The sequence below is a fragment of the Plantibacter sp. CFBP 8775 genome (genome assembly GCF_014839505.1).
GTDB classification, from domain to species: domain Bacteria; phylum Actinomycetota; class Actinomycetes; order Actinomycetales; family Microbacteriaceae; genus Plantibacter; species Plantibacter auratus.
The window spans coordinates 330,460-349,096 of record NZ_JACYNV010000002.1; the positions used below are offsets into that span (position 1 = coordinate 330,460).

The window sequence follows — 18,637 nt, forward strand, 5'->3', positions numbered from 1 at the left end:
CTCGATGATCAACCTCGCGTGGTCGGTGCTCGAGCGGGTCCTGCCGCGCGCGGCCTCGGCGCTCATCATGCTCGTCTTGGCCGCGAGCCTCGCGCCGTCCGTCGTCGGCATGTACGCGTGGATGGTCCTCGCCCTCACGCTGGTCCAGACCGTCGGCGACACGGCCGCTCGGCAGACCGCCGTCGTCCACGACGGGACCGCTTCCGGGGCACGCTTCATCGGACGATTCCGGGTGTGGTCCGCCGTCGTCGGAGGAGCCCTCCTCTCGGTCGTCGTCATGGCGCTCCTCCTCACACACGCGGAGCAGGACCGGTGGCAGGCGCTCGCCCTCGCGCCGTTCGTCCTCGTCCCCGCCGCGTCGGCCGCCGGTATCGATGCCCTGGTCAGACTGCAGCGATCGGGGCGTTGGAAGGACATCGCATCGAATCAGGCATGGTCGTCGACCTGCTCCCTCCTGTGCAGCGTGCCGACGCTGGTCGCGACAGGGTCGCTCCTCGCGAGCGCGCTGCAGGCGCTCCTCGCCGAAGCCGGGTTCGCCGTCCTCAACCGTCGGCGAGCGGCGCGACTGGGACGTGGAGCAGACACCGGGACGCGACCCTCGGAGCTGACCGGCGGCGTGTTCCGCGACTACCTGCACACGGCGCTCTTCGCCCTCCTCGGTTGGGGACAGGGACAGACCGACCGCCTCTCGATCGGGGGTCTTGCGGGCGGGTCGCGCCTGGGGCAATACGCATTCGCCATGTCGTTGTCACGCAGCATCGGCGACGCGGCGGCGCTTGCCGCGGTCAACGTCCTCCGGCCGGCCCTCACCGAGGCGGCACGTGACGGCCGAGGGTCCGAGATCGTCGCGGTCACGGAAGCTTCGCTCCGACGATCGCTGGTCCTGGCGGTCGTGGCCGCCGTGGCGACGAGCATCGGGGTTGAGCTGATCGTGGCCCCCTTCCTCGCAGACGACTGGGACCCCGCCCTCGCACTCGTCCCCGTCCTCGCCCTGTCGGTCGCTCCCTCGGTCGTCGCCTGGTCGATCACAGCGGTCCTCCAGGCCGAGAGCCGGATGCGCTGGGCGAGTCCGATCAAAGCGGTCGGCGTGCTGCTGTCCCTCCCGGTCGGCCTCGTCGCCCTCCAGGACCTGCAGCTCGCGGCCTGGCTCGTGAACGCCCGGGAACTCGTCGTGATGGCGCTGCTCCTCCTCGCCGCTCGCCACCGGGCCCCGTGGCGGGGTGGCCTCCTCGCCCTCGGCGTCGTCCTGGTCGGCGCGGCCGTATGGCATCTGACCCGAGGCTAGGCCGGCTGCAGCAGATCCCTCAGGATGTCCAGCGCCCCCTGGCTCGCATACCGCTGGTACTCGCCGCGGGGAGCACGCAGCATGACGGGGAGGATCCGTCGCCACCGGGCCGGAGCGAGATCGGCCCGGAACCGCTCGAAGGCCGCTTTGGCGACGACCGCCGAGGGGTCGGCGCGCGGCGCGGGATCACGGGCGTCGTCGAGCCAGGATGCGAGCCCTGCGACGCGATCCGCGATGTCGCGGTTGCGCTGCCGCCCCGGCTGCATCAGTCTCGAGATCTTGTACGCCAGCGTCGGCTCGACGATCCCGATCTGGTTCGCGCCGTGCTGCCGGTAGTCGACGAGCGGTTCATCCAGGAACTCGATCGGTCCTCGTGATGCGGCGACGATCGCCAACCACTCGTCGTGGACCCACGGTGCGGGGAACGGCGCGGCCGCGTCGAAGACCGCACGTCGGAACATCGCGGTCGCGCCAGTGACGAGGTTGCGTCGCAGCAACACGCCGAAAGCATCACCAGCCCGGATCCCGTCGCGTTCGTGCGGGCCGATCGACAGCGACGCGAAGAGCGTGGTGCCGAGGGACACCCCGTCGGCTCCGACGAGCCGGGCGTCCGAGCACACCATCTGCAGCTCCGGACGCGCGTCGAAGGCGGCCAGGGCACGCTCGACGCGGTCGGGCCGCCACACGTCGTCCTGATCGGAGAGGACGATCAGGCTCCCCGTGGTCGCGCGGATCGCCCCCTCGAAGTTCTTCGTGACGCCGAGTGGACTCGGATTCCGCAGGACACGCACCGGGACGGACGACTCAGCGGCGAAGCGCTCGACGATGGCGGATGTCCCGTCAGTCGAACCGTCGTCGCTGACCACGATCTCGCCCGGGAGCACGGTCTGCGCGAGCATGCTGGCCAACTGCTCTTCGAGGAACACGGCGCCGTTGTAGGTGCACAGGGCGACGGAGACGCGTCCGTCGACTGCTGCTGTTGCTGGCATGGACCCGCCCCTCACCGCTCATCGGACCGCGGACCAGCCTATCCCGCCCGCCCCACTGGTATCCTCGTGCCTTATGCCCCGCGTAGCCGTCGACCTCCTCTCGTACACCGGAACGAAAGGCGGTATGGAGACATACGCGCGCGAGCTGTACCGCGAGATCGGCCGACTCGGCAGTGAATTCGAGTTCGTCGGACTCGCCAGCAAAGAGGGATACCAGCTCGACCGTTCCTGGTTCCCCGGGGACATGATCGACACCGGTATCACCGGAGAGAACCGCTTCCGGTGGGCGATCGGCGAGCTCTGGTCGATCGGTCGTATCGCGAAGCGTCACGGTGCGGATCTGTTGCACTGCCCGGCTCTGCTCGGTCCTGCCCGGAGCAGCATGCCCACCGTGATCTCCATGCACGACATGCTCTACTGGAGCCAGCCCCAGATGATGAGCACCCCGGCGTTCACGGAACCCGTGAAGTTTATGGAGCGCCTGGGTGCACGGAACGCCAGCCGGATGATCACCATCAGTGAGGTGTCCCGGCGCGAGATCATCACCTACCTCGGCTTCCCGGCAGACCGCATCGACCTCATCCCCCTCGCCGGAACCGCCCTGCCGATGGGCGAACGACGACCGGACAAGGAGCACCCCTTCATCCTGGCGACGGGCAACCGGCGCCCGCACAAGAACTGGGCTGGTCTCATCAGGGCGTTGCCGCTCGTTGACGAGGCGATCCGCCCTCGAGTGGTCATCACCGGCAGCCACGGTGAGGACCCTCTGCGCGCCGTCGTCAACGAGGTCGGCATGCACGACTGGGTCGAGCTGCGATCCTGGTTGACCAGCGAGGAACTCGGTCACCTCTACGAGACCGCGACCGCGCTCGCCATGCCGTCGTTCCACGACGGCTTCAGCCTGCCCGCCCTCGAGGCCATGATGGCGGGGCTCCCCGTGCTCATCTCCGACATCCCCGTGTACCGGGAGGTCGCCGGCGATGCGGCCGAGTACTTCGATCCCCATTCGCTCGAGTCGATCGCCACTGCCATGACGACGGCGGTCAGTGACCCCGCACGGATGGCCGAACTCGCCGATCAGGGCAGGGAACGCGCCAAGCAGTTCTCCTGGGAACGCGTGGCGACACGCACGCTCGAGACCTTCCGGACCACACTCGCCTGACACGGCCGCGGCTGGCCGACGGGCCACCGCCATCCAGCCGCGTCGCCTCACTCCGACTGCGGCTGGATGACCGGGATCGACTCGGTGTCGGCCGGGCCGAGCGCGATGGTCGGCATCGAGACGGTGATGAGTGAGCCGTCGGCACGGCGGCTGCCCTCGATGTCGCTCGCGCTCGGCTCGCCGACGAGGTGCGGACCCTGGTTGTCGAGTGGAACGGTGACCGTGGTGCCGGCCTCGACGAGGACGTTGCCGCCGCCGACGACGAACGAGGCGGAATCGCCCTCCTCGACGGTGAACCGCATCTCGGTGCGCCGGACGGAGATCCGCACCCGAGTGCCCTTGACAGTGAGCCGGAAGGTGATGCCCTGCCAGTCGACCGGCAGGCGCGGCGAGAAGGAGATCACGCCGCCGTGGTCGCGCATCCCGGCGAAGCCGAGCACGAGCGCGCTCCACACGCCACCGGTGGAGGCGACGTGCACGCCGTCCGGGGTGTTGCGGTGCAGGTTCGCGAGGTCGACGAACAGCGCCGACCAGAAGTACTTGAGCGCGAGCCGCTGGTACCCGACCTCGGCGGCGATGATCGACTGCACGACCGCCGACAGGGTCGAGTCGCCCGTCGTCAGCGGATCGTAGTAGTCGAAGTCGGCGAGCTTCTCCTCGTCGGTGAAGTGGTCGCCCTGCAGGAGCAGCGCCAGCACGACGTCCGCCTGCTTGAGCACCTGGAACCGGTAGATGACGAGCGGGTGGAAGTGCAGGAGCAGCGGGAGGTGCTCGGGCGGGGTGTGGTCGAGGTCCCACAGCTCCTTCTCGAGGAACTGGGCGTCCTGCGGGTGGATGCCGAGCCGCTTGTCGAAGGGGATGTGCATGTGCTCGGCGGCGCGCTGCCACTCGCGGACCTCGGCATCGTCGAGCGAGAGCCGCGTGACCAGGCGTTCGAAGGAGGCCGGATCGTCCTCGCGGAGGCGCTCCACGGCCTCGACGGCCGACAGCAGGTTCGACCGCGCCATGACGTTGGTGTAGAGGTTGTCGTTCACGACGGTCGTGTACTCGTCGGGCCCCGTGACCCCGTAGATGTGGAACGAGTCCTTGCCGTTCGCGCGCCAGAAGCCCAGGTCGGCCCACATGCGCGCCGTCTCCACGAAGATGTCGACGGCTCCGCGGGCGAGGAAGTCCTCATCCCCCGTCGCCGCGACGTACTGCCGCAGCGCATAGGAGATGTCGGCGTCGATGTGGTACTGCGCCGTGCCGGCCGCGTAGTACGCGGACGACTCGAGCCCGTTGATCGTGCGCCACGGGAACAGGGCGCCGTGCTGGTTGAGCTCGGTCGCGCGGGAGCGGGCGGCGTCGAGCATGTTCTGACGGAACCGGAGGGCGTTCCGCGCGACGAGCGGTGCCGTGTAGCTGAGGAACGGGAGGACATAGACCTCGGTGTCCCAGAAGTAGTGGCCGCCGTACCCGGAGCCGGACACGCCCTTCGCCGCGACACCGCCGCCGTCCGTGCGTGCCGACGCCTGCGCCAGCTGGAAGAGGTTCCACCGGGTCGCCTGCTGGATGGCCGGCTGTCCGTGGACCTCGACGTCGGAGCGCGCCCAGAAGTCCTCGAGCCACAGCTCCTGGTTGCGGATCGCCGATTCGATGCCGTTCTCAGCGGAACGGTCGAGCGTGCGGGCGCAGCGGTCGGCGAGTTCCTTCGGCGGGACGGCGTTGGACGTGTGGTAGCTGATGATCTTGGTGAGCTTCGTGGGCACGCCCGCGCGGCCGCGGATCGTGTACACGTGCTTCGCGAGGTCGGCCTCGATGTGCGTCGAGACCTCGTATTCGTTCTCGGTCTCGATCGTGTGGTCGGCGCCGGCCACGATCGTCATGCCGGAGTTCGTCGTCTGGTACCCGAGCATCGCGCGCGGACCGTCGATGAGCTTGTACCGCGGCTGCAGCACCCGCTCGGTGAGGGACTCCGCCTTGCGCGGGTCACCCATCCCCGGCTCAGGTGCGTTCGTGAGGTAGTCGTCCTGACGGTCCTGCCGGTTGATGATCTGGCTGGAGAGCACGAGCGACGCGTCCGCGTCGAGCAACGTGACCTCGTAGTCGAGGACCGCGAGATGGCGGTCGGTGAAGGACACCATGCGACGGGAGCGGATGTGGACCCGCTTGCCCGAGGGCGTCCGCCATTCGAGTTCACGGCTGAGGACACCGGTCTTGAAGTCGAGGCGACGCTCGAAGCTCAGGAGGTCGGCGTCGTTGAGGATCAAGGGCTCGTCGTCGACGTAGAGGCGCACGACCTTCGTGTCGGGCGCGTTGACGATCGTCTGACCGACGCGGGCGAAGCCGAACGCCTCCTCGGCGTGACGGATCGGCCAGGTCTCGTGGAACCCGTTGATGAACGTGCCGTGGACGTGGCCGTCGCGGCCCTCCTCGACGTTGCCGCGGAAGCCGAGGTAGCCGTTGCCGAGCGCGAACAGGGTCTCGGTCGTGCCCTCGTCGTCCGCGTCGACATGGGTCTCGACGAGCGCCCAGTCGTCGAGCGGGAACCGGTGACGGTCGAGCGGGTCGCTGGTGATGTGGTTCATGCCTGGTCCTCGGAGGAGTCGTGGGGTGCCGTGAAGGTCTGGGAGTCGGCCGGATCGTCCGGCCCCGCTGTTCGCGAGGCCGACCGCAGTGGGTCGACGAGCTCGTCGAGGTCGTCGACCACGATGTCGGCTCCCGCGTCGATGAGGGCCTGGTGCCCGATGCCGCGGTCGACGCCGAGTACGAGACCGAAGTCGCCACGTCGACCGGCCTCTACCCCGGAGTGCGCGTCCTCGACGACGACGCATTCAGACGGCGCGTAACCGAGCAGACGACCGGCCGCGACGTAGGTGTCCGGCGCGGGCTTGCCGGCGATCCCCTCACGCGCGGCGACGACGCCGTCCATCACGACCGGGAACCGCTCACGGAGTCCTGCCGCTCGGAGGACGACCTCGGCGTTCTTGGAACTCGACACCACGGCGACCGCGAGCCCTGCCTCCTCGACCGTGTCGAGGAAGGTCGACGATCCCGGGTACGCGGCGATTCCGTCCGCTTCCAGGACGGCCGTGAACACCGAGTTCTTCCGGTTGCCGAGACCGCACACGGTCTCCAGCTCAGGCGCGTCGGTCGGCGAACCCTCGGGGAGCGTGATGCCGCGTGACGCGAGCATCGCGCGCACCCCGTCGTACCGCGGCTTGCCGTCGATGTACCGGAAGTAGTCGGCGTCGGTGTACGGCTCGGCGATCCCGTGGGCGACGAGCTCGTCGGTGAAGAGCTTCGCCCAGGCGTGCATGTGGATCTCGGCGGTCGGGGTGATGACGCCGTCGAGGTCGAACAGCACCGCCCGGCAGCCGAGGAGCCGCGAGGCCGCCTCGTCGAGGGTCAGGACGTCGTTCGATGGCGCGTTGATCGGCTGGGTCACGGTGCACGGTCCTCGTCGGTTTGGGGGAAGAGGTGGACAGTGGAACGGAAGCTGCTGCGGACCGGTGGGGCGGCCGCGCAGACCCAGCCTAGGAGAGTTTGGCCACCACGTCGTACACGCGGTCGATACCGGCGTGGACCGGGAAGTGGTGGTTGCCCACGAACAGCCCGTCCTCGTGGATCTTGTCGGCGGCGGGGAGTTCGGCCGGGACCTTCGCGTCGAGGTACTTCATGACCGGGTTCTTCGTGAAGTTGCCCGCCACGATGGGCCGTGACTCGATCCCCTCGGCAGCGAACGCCTGCACGACCTCCTTGCGTCGGCCGGCGAGCGCGCCCTCGAGCACGAGGGAGAAGCCGAACCAGCTGCTCTCGCCCTGCTCGCGCTGGATGCGCACGGAATCGAGGTCGGCGAAGCGTTCCGTCCAGTACACGGCGTTCTCCCGACGACCCGCGATGAGCTGTGGGACCTTCTGGATCTGCTCGATGCCGATCGCGCCGGACATCTCGAGCGGACGGACGTTGTAACCGGGAAGGACGAAGCGGAAGAGGTCGTCCCACTCGTCGCCCGACTTGTCGTGGACGGCGTTCTGCTCGGGGAGTCCACGGGTCCAGCCGTGGGCCCGCAGCGAGATGAGCATCTGCGCCGTGGCCTCGTCGTCCGTCAGGATCATCCCGCCTTCCATCGTCGAGATGTGGTGGGAGAAGAAGGCGCTGAACGTGCCCATCGCTCCGACCGTTCCGGCGAACCGACCGTCGTCCTTCGCGCCGAGCGACTCGCAGTTGTCCTCCAGCAGGAGGAGACCGTGACGTTCGGCGAGTGCCGTGAGCGCCGCGAAGTCGTTCGGGTTGCCGAGGAGGTTGACCGCGAAGATCGCCTTGGTGCGCGGGGTGATGGCGGCCTCGGCGAGCGACAGGTCCAGGTTGAGGGTGTCGACGTCGATGTCGACGAAGCTCGGGATGAGGCCGTACTGCTGGAGGGGGTAGTAGGTGGTGGCCCACGACACGGCGGGCACCAGGACCTCGTCGCCCGCCTGCAGGTCGACCCGGTCGTCGAGGACGGCTGCGGCGATCGCGAGGAGGTTCGCGCTCGACCCGGAGTTGACCATGACGCCGAACCCGGCGCCGAACGCACCGGCGAAATCGCGCTCGAACTGCGCGACGAGCGGACCCATGGTGAAGCGGCCGCTGTCGACGACGCGCTGGATGGCGGCGTACTCCGCGGCATCCCAGGAGGAGGTGGCGAGGGGGAAACCGGAGTCGAAAGTGTCGTCGGTCATGCTGTCTGTGGCTCCTGAGCTGCGAGGTAGGCGTGGTAGCTCGCGGCGACGCCGGCCGCGAGCGGGGTGGTGGGGTTCCAGCCGAGCGCACGGGCGGCGGCCGAATCGAGCAGGCGCTGGTGCACGCCGGAAGGCTTGGTGGCGTCGTACCGGAAGTGACCGGTGAAGCCGGCGGCGCGACCGGCTGCTTCGTAGTACTCGGTGATGCTGTGGTCGACACCCGGCCCGAGGTTGAGCGTGACGGGCCATGCGTCGAGTGAGCCGAGCTGCGTGACGAGCCACGCCGCGAGATCGGGCGTGTAGGTGAATTCGCGTCGGGCGGTGCCGTCACCCCAGACCTCGACCTCGTCGGAGCCGCTCGTCACGGCGGCGTGCACCTTACCGAGGGCGGCGGCGATGAGGTGCGCCTGACCGTGGGTGTAGTCGTCGCCCGGGCCGTAGAGGTTCGACGGCACTGCTGCGCGATAGGCGAACCCGTACTGCCGACTCGCGTACTCGCAGAGCTTCGTCCCGGCGATCTTCGCGAGCGCATATCCCTCGTTCGCGCCCTCCAGCGTGCCGCTGAGGAGCGCGCCCTCACCGATCGGCTGTGGGAGCCCCTCGGGGTAGATCGCCGCGCTCGACACGTAGAGCAGCTCGGGGACGCCGGCGTCGATCGCGCCTCGGATGACCGAGGTGTCGATCAGGAGGTTGTCGAGCAGGAAGTCGGTGGGACGCTGCAGCTTCGCCTGGATGCCGGCTACCTTCGCGGCGGCGTGCACGATCGCGTCCGGCGACGTGCGCCCGATGAGGGCGGCGACGGCGGCACGATCGGTGAGGTCGGCGTCCGCGCGCGTCGCCACGATCAGTTCGTCGGCGGCGCGGAGCGTGGGCCAGACCTCGGCGATGCTCGAACCGAGCATGCCGGCACCACCCGTGAGGAGGACGCGCACCGCGCCTAGACCTCCGCGGTGTCGATGTAGGGCTTGCCCGACGCCTCGAGCTCGGCGACGTCGGAGTCGACCATGATCTGCGCGAGGCGCGGTGGCAGCACCTTCGGGGTCCAGCCGAGGACCGACTCGGCCTTCGCATAGTCGCCGATCAGCGCGTCGACCTCGGTGGGACGGAGGTAGCGCTCATCGAACTTGACGTACTTCTCCCAGTCGAGGTCGAGCCGCTCGAAGGAGAACTGGAGGAAGTCCTTGACCGTGTACGCGGTGTTGGTGGCGAGGACGAAGTCGGTCGGTTCGTCGGCCTGCAGCATCCGCCACATGCCCTCGACGTAGTCGGGCGCGTAGCCCCAGTCGCGGACGGCGTCGAGGTTGCCCATGTACAGGAAGTCCTGCTGGCCGGCGGCGATGCGCGCGGCGGCACGGGTGATCTTGCGGGTCACGAAGGTGCCACCACGCCGCGGCGACTCGTGGTTGAACAGGATGCCGTTGACCGCGAACATGCCGTAGGCCTCACGGTAGTTCCGGGTGATCCAGTAGGAGTAGACCTTCGCGACGCCGTAGGGCGAACGCGGGTAGAACGGGGTCTCCTCGTTCTGCGGCGGTGGCGTCGCACCGAACATCTCGGAGCTCGACGCCTGGTAGAAGCGGCAGTGGAGACCGATCTGGCGGATGGCCTCGAGGAGACGGACCGTCCCGATGCCGGTCGTGTCGCCCGTGTACTCGGGCTCGTCGAAGCTGACGCGCACGTGGGACTGGGCGGCGAGGTTGTAGACCTCGTCGGGCTGGATCTCGGCGAGCAGTGTTGCGAGGCGCGAGCCGTCGGCCAGATCGGCGAAATGCAACTGGAGTCGGGGCGAACCGTCGTGGGTCGTCTCGGGGTCGTAGATGTGGTCGATCCGGCCGGTGTTGAAGGTGGACGCGCGCCGCACGAAGCCGTGCACCTCGTACCCCTTCGACAACAGGAGTTCTGCGAGGTAGCTGCCGTCCTGGCCGGTGATACCGGTGATGACGGCCTTCTTGACGGGGGCTGGCGTCGTGGGAGCCGGCGTCACAGGGGTTTCAGTCATGGGGTTCCGCTCTGGATCGAATCGTGTGGTCGGGCCGGGCGTTCTTTCGAGGAATGCCGCACTGCCCGAGAAACGTTGCTAGCTTACCCGAGTGACGCTCGACATCATGATGCCCTTCTACGGACGCTTCGACCACTTCAGGGTCGCCGTCGAAAGCGTGCTCGCCCAGACCGATCAGGACTGGAGACTCGTCATCGTCGACGACGTCTACCCGGACCTCGCACCTGGTGAGTGGGCGAGGTCGCTCGGCGATCCGAGGATCGAGGTCTTGCGCAACGCCGAGAACCTGGGGGTCAGCCGCAACTTCGACCGGTGCATCGACCTCGCCACAGCCGATCGTTGTGTGCTCATGGGCTGTGACGACGAACTCCTCCCGGACTTCGTCGCCCGCATGTCCGTCCTTGCCACCGAGTTCCCGGAAGCCGATCTGATCCAGCCGGGCGTCGAGGTGATCGACGAGGACGGACACCTCGTACGGCCGGTGGGTGACCGGGTGAAGGCGCTGCTGCGCCCCCGTGGCCCGAAACCGGAGCTGCTGTCCGGCCAACGTCTGACGACCAGCCTCCTCCGCGGCAACTGGGCGTACTTCCCGTCGGTCAGCTGGAAGGTCGCGACGGTGCGACGCTTCGGATTCCGGCACGACCTCCAAGTCGTTCAAGATCTCGCGCTCATGATGGAGATCTTCCGGAACGGCGGATCACTCGTCGTCGACGACGTTCCCGTCTTCCGGTACCGGCGACACACCGGGAGCGTGTCGTCCTACACGGCGGTCGACGGACGGCGTTTCCAACAGGAGCGTCAGGTCTTCGCCGAAGAGTCGGAGCGGCAGCGCGCACTCGGCTGGACGAAATCGGCCCGGGTCGCGCGAACACACCTCACCTCTCGCCTGAACGCGATCCTCCAGCTCCCGAAGGCACTGTCGGCGAAGGATCGCGCCGGCCTCAAAGTCCTCCGCACCCACATCCTCTCCTGACGTCCGACGCTGGTGGATCGCCACGGCTGAGTAGGATTGGCGGCATGGCCACGCTTCTCAACCGAACCCTCATCGTCATGCCTGCGCTCAACGAGGAGGCCTCGGTCGGAGACGTCGTGCGCGAGGTGCACCGGAAACTGCCCGGTGTCTCAGTGCTCGTGGTGAACGACGGCTCGACGGACGACACCACGCTCGTGGCCTCCGCCGCCGGTGCTGCGGTGATCGAGCTACCGTTCAACCTCGGGGTGGGCGGCGCGATGCGCGCCGGCTTCAAGTACGCCATCGCGAACGGCTACCGCAACGTGGTGCAGGTCGACTCCGACGGCCAGCACGACCCGGAGGGTGTCGTCCGACTCGTGGAGGAGCTCGAGACGGCCGACCTCGTGCTCGGTGCCCGATTCGCCGGCGAGGGCGACTACGAGGTGCGAGGACCGCGTAAGTGGGCGATGGTCGTGCTCTCCGGCGTACTCAGCCGGATCGCCCACACCCGCCTCTCCGACACGACGAGCGGGTTCCGCGCGACGGGACCACGCGCCGTGCGTCTCTTCGCCGAGCACTACCCCGCTGAGTACCTCGGCGACACGATCGAGTCACTCGTGATCGCCGCACGCGCCGGATGTGTCATCAGGCAGGTACCCGTCGCCATGCGTCCGCGCGCCGGTGGCACTCCGTCCCACAACCCGGTCAAGGCGGCGAAATATCTGGCGAGGGCCGGACTCGCGCTCGCCTTCGCCCTGATCCGACCGCCGGTACCGTTGAAGGGCGAAGGAGAGGTGGTGACGGCATGATGCCGCTCGGTACCTACATCCTCGGCATCGTCGGAGCGCTCCTCACCCTCGGGATCGTCATCGAGATGCTCCGCCGCCGCTCCCTGCGCGAGCGGCACGCCGTCTGGTGGCTGATCGCCGGTCTCCTGGCGCTCGTCATCGGCGTCTTCCCGCAAGTCCTCGTCTGGGCGGCTCAGCTCATCGGCGTCGAGATCCCGACCAACCTCGTCTTCTTCGTCAGCATCTTCATCCTGTTCCTCGTCAGTATCCAGCACAGTTCGGAGCTCACCACGCTCGAACAACGTTCCCGCACGCTCGCCGAGGAGAGCGCACTCCAAGACCTGCGGATCAGGGAACTGGAACGGCGACTGGGCGAGCTGCAGCGGGACGACGGGTCCCGCGAAGCCTGAGCCTCGCGATCGGCTGGTCGACGAACCACCACAACCCGTAGCCGAAGGCGACCGAGACCGCGGCGGTGCAGAGGATGCTCGGGATCCAGTCGAGTTCGGGGTTGCCGTGGATGAGCAGCTGCTGGACGGGGAAGCCGATCAGGAAGATCCCGTAGCTCGGGTCGCCGAACCGACCGAGGGAACGCAGCACCGGGATCGGGCGTGATCCGAGGTACACCAGCAGGTAGGGCACCGTCACGTGCGCGACCGGCCAGGTGAGGTCGGGGACGACGACCATCACGATGGCGAGGATCGAACCAGCCGTCAGCGCCGCCGGACCCCGCAGGGGCAGCCGCCACTCACGGATGGCCGCTCCCGCGCTGAAGAACGCCCCGACCCGCAGGATGTCGTGGGTGAAGTTGCCCCAGACGATCCCGTCCGTGTCCACGGCTTCGAGCACCGGCGCGAGCCAGCACACGACGACCATGCCCGACCAGGTCGCGGCTCGCAGGCCCCGCAGCGGAATACTCCCGACGACGGGCACGAGCAGGTACAACACGAACAGAGGGCCGATCGACCAGAGCGCGCCGTTCACGGCGACCGGGTACGGGTTCGACTCGAAGACGCCCGGGAGGACGTAGTTCGGGAGGAGCGTGAGGTTGTCGGCGAGGAACACGAGCGTCTGGGGATGGCCGAGGTATTCCCCGGGCGGCAGGGCGGTCGCCGCCAGACCGATGCCGAGGACTGTGACGAGCAGCGCGACGAACAGACCCGGGAAGACCCGCAGGACCCGGGCGGCGACGTAACGCACCAAACGGGGGCGCCGCTCCCACGCAGCTGGCAGGAGGAACCCCGACACGACGAAGAACACCCACAGACCGAGCGCGGGGAGGTCGTCCATTCCGACCGGGCCGAACGGCGAGATGGCGTCGTCGAGGACGATCAGTGAGTGCCGCACCAGGACCACGAGCGCAGCGATGATCCGCAACCCGGCGAAGCTGTTCCCGGTCACGCACGCTCTCGCGGACGGCGGAGGAGCGCGACGGCGTGGACGACGAGGCCCGTCAGCGGTCCGATGGTGAGCGCGAGCAGCGTCCGCTCATGCAGCCCGAGAGGCAGGGCGAGCGCGGCGACGAGGACGAGCGCGGCAGCGACCCAGCCGGCACTGAACGCCCCGTGCTGGGAGCGGGACAAGGTGGCGGAGCCCGTGACGCAGAGGACGCCGACCAGCCCGGCGGTCGCGATGAGCAACCCGATCGTCCCCCCGGCGAGCACCTCGTCGCGGCCGAAGAGCACGCCGAGCGCCCAGGGCCCGAGCCACCAACCGAGGAGGCCCAACAATCCGGCGGCGGCGAGGACCAGGACACCCAGTTTGACCACCCAGCTGAGGACCGCCTCGGCATGCGACCGGAAGACGATCACCAGGTAGCTCTGCAAGGCGAGGACGACGATGACGATCGGTGCGCGCGTCAAGGTGATGGCGTACGTCAGTGAACCGAACGCGTCGGGCGAGACCGTGTCGCCGGTCGCCTGGATCACGAGCGGCAGACCACTCACCATGATCCCGGTCGCGGTCGACGCCACGACCGTGCGCAAGACGTTCCAAGTGAGCGGTCTCGGGCCGACGTCGATCGTGAAGCGACCGATCACCCCGGATCGGACGAACGGCCAGAGCAGGATCGGAGTCAGGACGAACGGTGCGACGACACCCCAGGCGAGGACATGGACGTCGTCGGTCGAGAGCAACATCACCCCGACGATCGCGAAGCGCAGGACGCCGTCGACGATGGTGAACGCTGCCACGGACGTCCACATGGCCAGTCCATACAAGACGCCGGCGGTGGCTGCCACGATCACGTAGGCCGAGAGGCCGATCACGAGCGGCAGGACGAGCGACCATCCGTCATCCGGGAACACCGTGCCGACCCACAACCAGGCGGACGCAGTGACCACCGCTGCGACGAGCACAGCCGCGACCACGGCGAAGTTGCGCACGACGGGCGCGCGCCTCGGAGCCGTCGCGGCACGGGTATCGACCGGACGCGATGCTCTGGCAACCTCCTGTTGCACACCGGAGAGCGCGCTGACCAACAGGTACAGCGCAGACCAGAACACGGAGAAGGGGGCGTACAGGGCGGTTCCGAGTGCCGCACCGGCGAGGAGCTGGAGGACGTATCCGGCACCGCCACCGATCGCGGTCGCAGCGAGGATGAGGACGGCCCCGTTCGGCCCGCGGCGTGCTGCTGCCGGGGGCGGAACGTCGCTAGCGCCGGAAATCCGAGCCTCCGTACCGCGCGGTCGGATCGAGGGGCGGGACACGCATGAGGTCGTCCCTTCATCTCGGAGCATGGCCCTCCGATCGTACAAGACGGTCGGCGGTTACCAGTCGCCCGAGGGCCGTACGGACCCCGAGACGGCTTCGGGCTCGCCGTGTCCGGGGCGGGCCTCGCGAACCGCCCTCCGGTCACCGGCCGCCCAGGCATGCCGACGGTAGGATGACTGACGGCTGCGATTCCGCGCGCGGACGGCGCCGCCGTTCGCTCGCCACCGATTGGACCGGACCTCCATGGCCTCGCCCCTCACCTCGTCCCCGACCTCGATGGAGACGACGCACCGTTGGGAGCAGCGTCGCTGGCTCACCTTCCTGGTCGCATTCATCGCCGTCCTCGTGCCGAGCATGCTCTGGGCGCTGGCCTCTCCGATCGGCTCGGTCCCGGATGAACCGTCCCACGCGATCAAGGCGGCAGCTGTGGCCCGCGGAGAACTTGTACCCGGCCCCTGGGCCGGAAACCCGACCCTGACGGCCGCGACCGTCCCCGAGAACATCGCGAACGCTCACGACCTCGTCTGTTTCGCATTCAAACCCGAGGTCACCGCCGACTGTCAGCTCCCGGTCCGCAACACCGACCAGACGCTCGTCACGACCGGCACGTCCGCAGGGCTCAACAGTCCCGTCTTCTACGTACTCGTCGGCTGGCCGTCATTGTTCCTCACCGGCGACGCCGCCTTCTTCGGCATGCGGATCGCCGGCGCGGTCCTCTGCGCGATGGCACTGGGGATCATGTTCATGCAGTTGACCCTGCTCCCCCGATTCCGATGGGCGGTCGCGGGAGCAGCAATCGCGGTCACCCCGATGGTCGTCTACCTCGCGGGGTCGATCAACCCCAACGGTCTCGAGGTCGCGGCCGCCGGTGGGCTCTTCGCCACCCTGCTCGCCACGTTCCGAGGGCGGCAGGTCGGCCGCCGCCTCGTCGAGCAAGCCGGCTTCGCGCTGCTCACCGCGTCATTCCTGATCAGCACGAGGAGCATCTCGCTGCTCTGGTTGCTCGTGATCGCCCTCGTCGCCATGCTGCTCGGCGAGCGCGACCGGATCCTGCGTCTGTTCCGCACGCCGATCGCATGGGCGCTCGTCCTCGCGCTCGGGGTCGTCGGGATCGCCTCGGTGCTCTGGTACCTGAACCCGCCGACCCTCGCCGCGCAGACGCCTCCCTCCGCGGTCAGCCCGGTGAGCCTCGCGTTCGTGTTCCTGTTCACCGAGCTCCAGACCGTCGATTTCCTGTTCGGGATGGTCGGCGTGTTCGGCTGGGTCGACACGAGCGCTCCATCGCTGACGATCGCCGCCTGGACGAGCTGTATCACCCTGCTCGTGGCCGTCGCCCTGCTCTGGGGCAAACGGAGCACGAAGTGGGCGATCTGGGTGTTGCTCGCCGTCTGCATCCTGGTCCCCGGCATCACCCAGGTGGCCGTCTATGCGCAGCATGGGTTCATCTGGCAGGGCCGCTACATGCTCGCCATCTTCATCTGCCTCCTCATCGCCGCCGGTGTCGCCCTCGACGACGCCGGTCTCGGTGCAGACGGCCGGGTTCGCCACTTCGTCACCGGCGCCTACGCGTTCCTCTTCCTCGGCCATCTTCTGGCGTTCGTCATGGTCCTGCGCCGGTACATCGTCGGCGCGAACGGCAGCTTGTCGGACATGGTCTTCACTGACGGCTGGGAGCCGCCGTTCGGCTGGAAGACGCTGGCCATCATCTTCCTGGTCGATTCGGTCCTCACGGTGGTGTTGCTCAGACGCGTCTTCGTCCGCTCAGCAGGCGCGGAGATCACCCGTGACGACCAGCTGGTGACTCCCGCCGAGCGCCTTGAGACCGCGGAGATCGAGCGCTTGGAGCCCTCCCCTGTCGTGCGCACGGACACGTCCGGTTGACGAGCCCGGCCGACGCGGTCGCTCCGGATCCTGACGAACCGGCTCTGTCCCGTGGGATCGCGTTGACGTGTCGTCCTCGCCGGTGTCAGCTCGCTGGCACGACCGAGTAGATGAAGAAGGTCGACGGTCCCTGTCGAACGGTCTTCAATCGCTCGACGCATGGCTGCTGGATGTCGAACTCCGACAACACGTAGCTCACGTGCTGCTGGGCGAACGAATAGCAGGAGTCGAAGATCATCCGGATCTGGTCCTCGCTGGGATTGAACGGGTCGGGTGGTCCGTCGCCGACACCCCAAGCGATGTTCGCGAGGCGGTTCCAGGCTCGCTCACGCTCCCCGGTCGGGTCGATCTGTTTCCACATCTGCTCAGACGGAGCACCCTGCACGCCGTTGTAGGACGGTAAGCCCGATTGAAGGAGGGTGATCCCGAGGAGCGGCGTGTTTCCTGCACCGACCCAATAGCCGGGTCGCTCCGCGTCGATCTGCTGCATCGTCTTCACGAGCGTCGTCTCGTTCAGGTCGTAGACCCCGGCATAGACGGGGTTCACCCCGCCTCCCACACCGAGCATGACCAGCAGGAGCGCGGCGGACCCGAGAGCCGGCAGACGCACCGCGATCAGGACGACGGCCACGGTCGTGGCGAGCACCGCCGCGATCCAGAACCAACTCGATGTCAGCGGCGTGTGCAGCGGCACGAGGTATGCCGCAACGACACCGGATGCACCGAGGCAGAGCGCACCCGCGATCGCCGCGGTCCAGCGGGGGAATCGCGCATGACCGCTGGAGCGCCGTTCGTCGGCGCGAAGCACCGTCAAACCGATCAGCACGACAGACAGCATGCCGAACGCGAACCGCATGCGCTGCGACGGGACCCGATCGAGCATCAGCAGGTGGGCGATCGCATCCCACCCCGGCACGAACAGGTAGGCCATGAGCAGGGCGGTCAGCGCAAGCAGGAGGAGCGTCATCCAGTCGACGGGGAGACGCCGCCGGTGGCGATCCACCAGGCCCCAGAGCAGCGGAATCGCGAGGAACAGTCCCGCCAGCACGAACGTCGAGGCCTCGGACGCGTTCGCGCCGAGGGGCTGCCCCTCTGCAGGTCCGAGCCCGCGCGAGAACGGCCCGCCGAAGAGAGCCAGGAGACCTTGACCGCCGGCCGCGCCGGTGGGTTCCAGCCGAGCACCCGGGTAGACCGTCGAGGTGAAGCCTCGGATGGTGTCCAGGCGTGTGACAATCCACGCCGCGAGTACGAGGGCCGCGCCGACTCCGCCGATGAAGATCCCTCGCAACGAGGCGAGACGGCGCCACACGCCGATGGTGACGGTCGTGTCTCTGGTGAGCACCGCTCCGACGCAGAACGCCAGCGCAACGAGGGTCACCGGAAGGATGAAGGGAACGTAGACCGTCATGCCGACGGTCACCGCCACGTACCCGACGAGTACCGGCAGGATGACCTTGGGTAGGCGCCGCCGAGTTCGCAGGAGCCAGATCGTGGCCCCCATCAGCAGGAACGCCCAAGCTGCCGGCCAAAAGGTGTTCGGCCCGAACCACCACTGGAAGAACGGCGAGAAGAAGAAGCCGACCGATACCAGCCCGGCCGTGACGGGTCTGCGTGGAAGCAGCGTCACCAGGAAGAAGTAACACCCGGCGACGAGCGCGAGGGCAGGGAGCCACCACTTCACCGCCATGGCGTTGTCGAGGGGCAGGAAGGAGAACCCGAGGAGATGCGGTCGGAACGCGACTGACCAGTCGTGGCTCGGCAGGTCCTGCAGCACCGTGACGTCCGTGCCGCCCGGGAAGTTGTGGTTCTCGGTCGGAAGACCTTGCTCGACCTGCGAGATCACCCACGAGTTGTTGACCCCCCACTCGTCACTGCGAATGGCCTGCGGCGTCCCGGCGAGGAGGTTGGGGTCCGGCTTCGAGTTGTACGAAGCGTTCAGGATGCCGGAGGAGCTCCCGGTGATGCCCCCAGCGACGAGACCGAGGAAGATGACCGCCAGCGCGACGAGCGGGATGACGAGGACGCGGAGGTTGGGCAGGCCGTCGACATCCGGCTCCCATGATCTCCGGATACGCGCTGACATGGAACGAGGTACTGAAGGAGTCATGGCCTGTCCAGCGTACCCGCTGACCACGGCTGGGGCGGGCGACAGGCTCGTCGCCCGCC

15 protein-coding genes are annotated in these 18,637 nt (G+C 68.2%); 6 read left to right on the plus strand and 9 right to left on the minus strand.

Annotation, left to right across the window (positions count from 1 at the left end; genetic code table 11):
• Nucleotides 1-4: 4 nt before the first annotated feature.
• Entirely contained in the window at nt 5-1,285 is a 1,281-nt protein-coding gene (locus tag IFR14_RS14135; protein ID WP_191941458.1) for a lipopolysaccharide biosynthesis protein, read from the plus strand.
• Here the strand turns inward: IFR14_RS14135 and IFR14_RS14140 are convergent.
• The gene (locus IFR14_RS14140) at nt 1,282-2,274 is read right to left on the minus strand and encodes a glycosyltransferase family 2 protein (protein ID WP_191941459.1); all 993 of its coding nucleotides are present in this window, start codon (nt 2,272-2,274) and stop codon (nt 1,282-1,284) included. The two genes, IFR14_RS14135 and IFR14_RS14140, sit on opposite strands and share 4 nt — an antisense overlap.
• Nucleotides 2,275-2,347: 73 nt before the next feature.
• On the opposite strand from IFR14_RS14140, the gene IFR14_RS14145 reads away from it, so the two are divergent.
• The gene (locus tag IFR14_RS14145; protein WP_191941460.1) at nt 2,348-3,436 is read left to right on the plus strand and encodes a glycosyltransferase family 4 protein; all 1,089 of its coding nucleotides are present in this window, start codon (nt 2,348-2,350) and stop codon (nt 3,434-3,436) included.
• A 47-nt stretch (nt 3,437-3,483) separates the two neighbouring features.
• On the opposite strand, the gene IFR14_RS14150 is transcribed toward IFR14_RS14145, so the two are convergent.
• The 5 genes from IFR14_RS14150 to gmd form a co-directional block, all read right to left on the minus strand.
• Nucleotides 3,484-6,003, minus strand: a complete 2,520-nt coding sequence (locus IFR14_RS14150; RefSeq protein WP_137243373.1) for a glycoside hydrolase family 65 protein — start codon at nt 6,001-6,003, stop codon at nt 3,484-3,486.
• Nucleotides 6,000-6,827, minus strand: a complete 828-nt coding sequence (locus IFR14_RS14155) for an HAD family hydrolase (RefSeq protein WP_191942099.1) — start codon at nt 6,825-6,827, stop codon at nt 6,000-6,002. The genes IFR14_RS14150 and IFR14_RS14155 overlap by 4 nt, the downstream gene beginning before the upstream one ends.
• Nucleotides 6,828-6,951: 124 nt before the next feature.
• A complete protein-coding gene (locus IFR14_RS14160) occupies nt 6,952-8,139 on the minus strand; it encodes a DegT/DnrJ/EryC1/StrS family aminotransferase (protein WP_137243374.1) in 1,188 nt (395 codons plus the stop codon).
• Nucleotides 8,136-9,071: an NAD-dependent epimerase/dehydratase family protein gene (locus IFR14_RS14165; RefSeq protein ID WP_079707283.1), complete on the minus strand. Its 936-nt coding sequence runs from the start codon at nt 9,069-9,071 to the stop codon at nt 8,136-8,138. The genes IFR14_RS14160 and IFR14_RS14165 overlap by 4 nt, the downstream gene beginning before the upstream one ends.
• 5 nt (nt 9,072-9,076) lie before the next feature.
• Nucleotides 9,077-10,138: a GDP-mannose 4,6-dehydratase gene (gmd, locus tag IFR14_RS14170; RefSeq protein WP_137243375.1), complete on the minus strand. Its 1,062-nt coding sequence runs from the start codon at nt 10,136-10,138 to the stop codon at nt 9,077-9,079.
• A gap of 91 nt (nt 10,139-10,229) precedes the next feature.
• On the opposite strand from gmd, the gene IFR14_RS14175 reads away from it, so the two are divergent.
• Genes IFR14_RS14175 through IFR14_RS14185 form a run of 3 tightly spaced genes read left to right on the plus strand, consistent with a single transcriptional unit; the run spans nt 10,230 to nt 12,288 of the window.
• On the plus strand, nt 10,230-11,111 hold the full coding sequence (locus tag IFR14_RS14175) for a glycosyltransferase family 2 protein (RefSeq protein WP_137243376.1): 882 nt from the start codon (nt 10,230-10,232) through the stop codon (nt 11,109-11,111).
• 44 nt (nt 11,112-11,155) lie between these two features.
• Nucleotides 11,156-11,899 carry a glycosyltransferase family 2 protein gene (locus IFR14_RS14180; RefSeq protein WP_191941461.1) on the plus strand — a complete coding sequence of 248 codons (744 nt, stop codon included), beginning with the start codon at nt 11,156-11,158 and terminating at the stop codon, nt 11,897-11,899.
• The gene (locus tag IFR14_RS14185) at nt 11,896-12,288 is read left to right on the plus strand and encodes a DUF2304 domain-containing protein (protein ID WP_228501983.1); all 393 of its coding nucleotides are present in this window, start codon (nt 11,896-11,898) and stop codon (nt 12,286-12,288) included. Before IFR14_RS14180 ends, IFR14_RS14185 begins: the two co-directional genes overlap by 4 nt.
• Here the strand turns inward: IFR14_RS14185 and IFR14_RS14190 are convergent.
• A complete protein-coding gene (locus tag IFR14_RS14190; protein WP_137243378.1) occupies nt 12,227-13,279 on the minus strand; it encodes an acyltransferase family protein in 1,053 nt (350 codons plus the stop codon). The two genes, IFR14_RS14185 and IFR14_RS14190, sit on opposite strands and share 62 nt — an antisense overlap.
• Nucleotides 13,276-14,616 (minus strand): hypothetical protein, encoded by a 1,341-nt coding sequence (locus tag IFR14_RS14195; protein WP_161578608.1) that lies wholly within the window; start codon nt 14,614-14,616, stop codon nt 13,276-13,278. The genes IFR14_RS14190 and IFR14_RS14195 overlap by 4 nt, the downstream gene beginning before the upstream one ends.
• Nucleotides 14,617-14,833: 217 nt before the next feature.
• On the opposite strand from IFR14_RS14195, the gene IFR14_RS14200 reads away from it, so the two are divergent.
• Nucleotides 14,834-16,471 carry a DUF2142 domain-containing protein gene (locus IFR14_RS14200; protein WP_137243380.1) on the plus strand — a complete coding sequence of 546 codons (1,638 nt, stop codon included), beginning with the start codon at nt 14,834-14,836 and terminating at the stop codon, nt 16,469-16,471.
• A gap of 85 nt (nt 16,472-16,556) precedes the next feature.
• Here the strand turns inward: IFR14_RS14200 and IFR14_RS14205 are convergent, their stop codons facing one another.
• On the minus strand, nt 16,557-18,554 hold the full coding sequence (locus tag IFR14_RS14205) for a DUF7657 domain-containing protein (protein ID WP_137243381.1): 1,998 nt from the start codon (nt 18,552-18,554) through the stop codon (nt 16,557-16,559).
• Nucleotides 18,555-18,637: the final 83 nt, after the last annotated feature.